The following is a 6,477-nucleotide window of genomic DNA, read 5'->3' as shown; positions in this document are numbered from 1 at the left end:
CCGGTTACGTGATTCACTCCAAAAGCAGCATCCGATCCGCCTTCAACAGTAACACCTACATAGTAATCACTCGCCCAATACTGCTCATCTTTGGATACATCTACCGCTAAATCGAAGTAGGATATATCAATATATGGCCATCCGCTCTCAAAATTGCTAATTGCAAATAGTTCCTTACAACTTGGCATTCTCCAATCGGTATATCCCCCCAATTCAAGATCATTACAATAATCAACCGCTTCTTCCCAACTTAAGCCATCATCATCAGGTGATTGTTGCCACATCAAACCAGTATTTAAGTCGGTAATGGTACCATCACCATTATCTTGATACGACATAGATTCCCCTTTAAGGTAATGAGCATCCTGACCGTAATATTCATCCCCTTCTTCCAAACTAGTAACTACATTACCATCTTCATCAAAAGCATCTGTTTGTCCGGTTGCAATCATTAGGTAGTTATTGATTGTTAGTTCAGTATTTTCATCATCACTTGAATCGTCATCATCAGAGCAGGATGTTGCAAATAAAAACAGACTCGCTATTGCCAGAATTGATAAATCAGATTTTTTCATTATTTGATATTTTAATTAATTATTAGTTTGCTAATTTCTCTACACACCTATGAAGTGGGTGTAGAAAAATTCTGCTGAGTTAGTAGTTCAACAGAAACAAATTTGATATTTAATACTTTAAAGACATCAAAGAATCATCAGAAAGGGAATTTTTATCAATGTAAAGTACTTTTACATCAATGAGGTTAACCCATAAAAACACACTTATTCAACGAAATAAATCCTCAGCAAGAATATTCATACTCATTGAAAAGGAAGTGCCAAAATTAAAAAAAGGCAGATCTCGAAAGATCTGCCTTTAATTCAATTTAAGAACTAAGTCTTATTCTATTTCCTACTTAGTAACCAGGATTCTGGTCATCATCAGTAAGTACAGTATTGTCATCAATTTCATCCTGAGGAATTGGGAAAACAAATAGATCGTTTGGATAAGAAACCGTACCCACAGAAATGTAGTTTGTACCTTCTTCAATATCCATTTCGTTTCGTTTCAAATCATTAAAACGCATTCCTTCACCATAAAATTCCCATTGTCTTTCAGTTAAGATATCATCTAAAAGGTCGCTGCCTGAAGATGCATAAGTAACCGTGTGACGAGTGGCTGCAAAGCTGTTCAAGTCAGTAAGAGCAGTTGCTTCATCGATATGATACTCAGCCTCGATTTTATTTAACCAAGCCTCACTCATACGAATTAAACGAATGTCTAACTCACCCACGCTCAATTCACCTGCTTCATAAGGAAATTTACTTGTCCAATATCCCATAGGATCATCGATAGTTCTATCGGTAATGCTTAATAGGTTTTTACGTACATCATCATCAGAAAAGCTATTGTATAGATTTTCTCTGAAAAGAACATCACCATATCCCTGATCGTCGTATATGGAAGCTAAACCGCTCAATGTTAAGTTATCACCAGAAGTATAAGACAATTGAAAAACAGATTCTGAAGATGATTCGTCGATCCATGAAGCCACATAATCGGTAGCATCTACTAAACTATAAGTTGAACTGCTCAAAGCTGCATCGGCATAAGTTACCGAATTTGCGTATTCACCTAATGCAAGGTAAACACGAGAAAGTAAAATATTAGCTGCAGTAGTACCTAATTTTGTATTCTCTCCGTTGCCATCTAATAAGTCGATTCCATCCAAAAGATCGCTTTCAATTTGATCCCAGGTTTCACTTACCGTAGATCTACCTTGATCAGTATTTGCATCGTAAACCGTTGACAAAACAATTCCTAAATCTTCTTCGATTCCAGAATTAGGATTTTGCGCAAAATAAACAGCCAAATAGTAAAAAGCAAAAGCTCTTCCCACATAAGCCTGACCTACTAAATCATCCACTACATCTTGATCTTCCACCTCAATTTTATCGCTGTATTCAATCACAATGTTTGCTTGTGCCACCACATCGTATAACTGTTCCCAAACAGAAACATAGTCACCAGAAGTAGCATTCCAGCTCCAGTCATCAGTAGTTGTGAAACGGTTGGTGTTATCTAAACTCAAAAATGCATTATCAGAAAGTAAATCTCCAATTACGAATACATATTGTCCGAAAGCAGTTTGATCATTCAAAGCATCGTACATTCCGTTCAATGCATACTCCAAAGTCTCATCATCAACAATGGCTTCTTCAGTGCTATCCTGACCTGTAATTTCAGCTACATCATCTACATTATCATCACAGCTGGCAATAACAAACAGACCCAATAGGCACGTTAATATATAAATATATGTTTTTTTCATATTTCTCAAATTTAAAATTCAACAGTTAGACCAAGAGAAAAAGTTCTTAGTACAGGAGACACATTATCGTACAAACCTTTTCCTTCAAAGTTTGTGTAACCATCCGAAGAGTTCGATTCTGGATCTACTTTTAAATCGGGATCAAAACAATGTGTCCAAAGGTTGGTTGCTCTGGCATAAAAAGTTACGTCGTTAAAGAAACCAATTGAATTTAAGGTGTTTTTATTCAATTTGTAAGACAATTTCAACTCTTTAAGTCGAATGTAGTCTCCATCGTATAAATATCTTGAACTGGTATCATTTGAGCCATTGTTACCACCGTAAATCTGTTGTGGGTTCTTAGCATCTGTGTTGGTCTCAGTCCAACTATCGTTCAACGCTTCATCTAATTTATTAGCATACAAGTATTCTCCATCACTTTGCTCAATAAAATTGTAAACATTGTAAACCGAGAAATCAGTTGCAAAACTAAACAAACCACTTAAAGAAAAACCTTTATAAGACATGTTTGTTGAAACAGAACCATTCCATGTTGGATAAGCTTTTCCTGTAATATAGTAATCAGCATCACCAGAATCATTCACAATAGTAGATTCTGTTCCATCAGCATAAAACTGAGGTTGACCATTACTAGAATCAACTCCGGCCCATCCGCGAGTATAGAAAGCTCCTACTTCTTCGCCAACTACCAATCTTTTGTATCCACTAACCGAAATATCTTCACCATCAACAAGCGACATAACCTCTGATTTATTATAAGCAGCGGTTAAAGTAAGATCCCAGTTAAAATCACCAATTTCTAATGCTTTACCAGAAAGTACAAATTCCCAACCTCTATTTTGAATTTCACCTACGTTTGAGTAAACTGAATTCGTTCCTCCGTTAGAGTAAGCAATTGGTTTATCCAAAATCAAATCCGAAGTTGTTTTGATGTAACGATCAACAGAAAGAGAAACTCTACTATCTAATACATCAATATCGAAACCCAGGTTTAATGTTTTAGAGGTTTGCCAGGTTAACTCACTATTTCCTGAAGAAGTAATTTCGTAAGACGACTCGCTACCATAAACCGAAGAGCCCACTAAAGGCGAATAATCTTGAGTTGAAGTAAAACTGGTATTTGGAGTATCACCACTAGTACCGTAATTAGCTCTCAAATTCAAGCGGTTGATAAAGCTTATATCTTGCATAAATGCTTCGCGAGTAACATTCCAACTTAAACCTAAAGACCAAAAATAACCATCGCGATAATCAGGTGCAAAAATGGTTGCATAATCACGACGAATAGATGCCCAAGCAAAATACTTAGAGTCATAATCGTAGGATGTTCTTAATAAAGCTCCCCACAAGGCCCAATTCTCATGATATTCAGATGTTGAAAGAGCTTCAGAAGCATAAACCAAATCAGGATCATCGGTAGAATATCCTTGACCGTCCATAGTTGCTTTCTGACGGTAAGTATTTTGATAATCCATACCTAAATCAACACTAATAGAGTGAATGTCGTTGAACTTTTTCTTGTATCTCATGAAGTTGGTCCAGTTGAACTGGAAATAGTTGGCTTTTGAAGAATAACCATATCCATCGTAATCCTCACCATCACCATAATCACCATTCCAATACAACTGCTCGTTGTAGTTTTGGTAACTGTAAGAGAAATTCGAATCGAAGCTAAGATCTTTCATGAACTCATATCCCATTCCCAAGCTACCATTTAAACTAAATACTCTTGTGCGATTTACATTATCGTCCAATTGAGCAAGAGGGTTACCCCATCCATCATAGTAACCACTCATGTTATCAATATTGTAGCTACCATCTTCGTTGTAAACTGCATCGATAGGCAAACCTAGAACACCCGCAAAGAAAGGAGCAGAAAAAGATCCAGAAACAGTATTTCCATTCACAATTTGGTAAGCTGCATTTTGAGTGGCATGAAGCTCTAATTTTTCAGTTGCCTGATTTCTGATATCCATACTCAAGTTGTACTTGGTATAGTCGGTAAACTCAGCCAAAGTTTCCTGATCGGTATATCCCAAAGAGATTCTATAGCTAGATTTATCAGTACTTCCCAATGCTGACAAATTATAAGATTGCTGAATAGGAGAATCGCGCATAACTGCATCTAACCAATCCGAATCGGTTTCGCCATCCCAGCCAAGGTCATAACCCCAACCTTCGTAATCGTAACCCGCATTATTTAATGCCATATCTCCCCAATCGGAATATTCCTGAGCACTTAAGTAGTCTCTTTTATCGTAAGCCACATCAGAGATGCTTGTTTCAGCTTTAAAAGAAAACTTCACGCCATCAACACCTTTACCTGTTTTAGTAGTAACAACAATAACACCATTGGCACCACGCGAACCGTAAATAGAAGTTGAAGCCGCATCTTTCAATACAGTGATTGATGCAATATCATTTGGATTCAAGTAAGATAATGGGTTGAAAGAAGTTGCTACATCAGAAACACTTTCACCGTTACCAACTGGTACACCATCGATCACATACAATGGATTCATTGATCCAGCAATGGTTCCAGGTCCACGGATTACAACTGTATTTTCAGAAGTAGGGTTACCTCCTGAAGAAGAAAATACCATACCAGGAACACGTCCTTGTATTGCCTGATCAACAGATCCAAAAGACAATTGCTCCAAGTCTTTAGTTTCCACCTTAGTCCAGGCTCCTGTTTTTTCATTGGCTTTCACCGAGATGCCGTAACCAATCACAGTTACTTCATCCAAATTCTCCATATCAGAAGCAAGAGTAACATTAATTACCGATTTACCAGCAATAGCAATTTCTTGTGTTTTCATACCTACAAATGTGAATACCAAAGTAGTAGCATTCGCTGGCACATTAATGGAATATGTTCCATCGGGACGGGTAACTGTCCCGTTTGTTGTGCCCTTAACAACAACAGACACTCCAGGAAGACCGAGACCTAAATCATCGATAACTTCTCCCGAAATAGCCTTCGTTTGGGCTGTAATCGCCTGTAGTCCTACAAAAAAGACCATGGACAGAATTAATGCAAATTTTCGCATAAAACAAAGTTTAAGTTTAATAAATATATCAAGTGAGTAATAATCCAAATGCAATTAAATCCTTTCAAATAGTAGAAAGGGATCGTTTATTTTTATCGATTTAGGGGATATGATAAAAATAACTTGCTACAATTAGGTTAGCTGGGTTTAGGTTAAACAATAAAAAATGAGTCTATAAAGACAATTAATAGACTTCTTTTTGGCTACCATAGATCAGACTTTAGAACATTCTATTTTCATTTGTAAATAAAGGTTTATAACCGTTATTTTTGCTTTAGAGCCGCCAAAAATAAACAAAAAGAGTTAATTTTAACATTACTTTAAAAAATTTATATTAAAAAAATTTAATAACAATCTTAAAAAACAATTAACACATTCCTCTACTAACAACTACAAGCCTATCAATTAAACATTTAATCTATTTGTGAATAAAGGTTGTTAATCGTTAATTTTTGTTTTTTTACGCAACAAATATGGTCAGACACTAGAAATTAGCCTTACACAATCAACCAAAACTCGTATTTTATCTACCTAAGGAACATTTCTTTCTACGAAAGCAAGTTGTTTTTATGCCAATCTACATCCCAACAAAACATAACAAAAATAGGACATACAGCCTTTTTCAAGTGAAAAACAGCCTACTTTTCATCGGAAATTCTCCTTGAAATGGATAGAATTAAAATTCATTTGTACTTTAGCTACAACAAAACTGAAAAAGCAGAACACAATGACCGAAATTAGAGAATCGCTTTCTATTGAGGAAGCTCGAAAGTTGGTAGTACTCTCGCAAAGAGTATCAATAAACAAACAATCTGCCTCTCCAATTACCACTACCCTATCGACTATCGAACATCTTGGCTATATCCAAATCGACACCATTTCTGTCATTCAGCGAGCTCATCATCATAGCCTTTGGAATAGAAACCCTCACTATCAACCAAAGCACATTAATGAATTAATGGCTGATAAAAAAATATATGAATATTGGTCGCATGCAGCAGCCTATTTACCAATGCGAGATTACCGCTACAGTCTGCCACGCAAACAGGCAATTGCAAAAGGAGATGAAAATCATTGGTACGAGCGAAACAAACCTTT

At 36.3% G+C, this 6,477-nt stretch carries 4 protein-coding genes; 1 reads left to right on the top strand and 3 read right to left on the bottom strand.

Going from position 1 to position 6,477, the window contains the following annotated elements:
- The 3 genes from ABYT26_RS17235 to ABYT26_RS17225 all read right to left on the bottom strand — a co-directional run.
- Window positions 1–575: DUF1566 domain-containing protein (locus ABYT26_RS17235; protein WP_372756200.1), on the bottom strand; the 575-nt coding region annotated here is incomplete at its 3' end.
- 338 nt (window positions 576–913) lie between these two features.
- Window positions 914–2,329, bottom strand: a complete 1,416-nt coding sequence (locus ABYT26_RS17230) for a RagB/SusD family nutrient uptake outer membrane protein (protein WP_372756198.1) — start codon at window positions 2,327–2,329, stop codon at window positions 914–916.
- A gap of 11 nt (window positions 2,330–2,340) precedes the next feature.
- Complete coding sequence (locus ABYT26_RS17225) at window positions 2,341–5,379, bottom strand: SusC/RagA family TonB-linked outer membrane protein (protein WP_372756196.1); 3,039 nt, start codon at window positions 5,377–5,379, stop codon at window positions 2,341–2,343.
- A gap of 727 nt (window positions 5,380–6,106) precedes the next feature.
- Between ABYT26_RS17225 and ABYT26_RS17220 the strand changes: the two genes are divergently transcribed.
- A partial coding sequence (locus ABYT26_RS17220) for a DNA glycosylase AlkZ-like family protein (RefSeq protein ID WP_372756194.1) occupies window positions 6,107–6,477 on the top strand: 371 nt, incomplete at its 3' end.

This window comes from Labilibaculum sp. (assembly GCF_041595635.1).
In the GTDB taxonomy this organism is placed as follows: domain Bacteria; phylum Bacteroidota; class Bacteroidia; order Bacteroidales; family Marinifilaceae; genus Labilibaculum.
The sequence above is the reverse complement of the archived record's forward strand: the minus strand, read 5'-3'. Positions and strand labels throughout refer to the sequence as shown.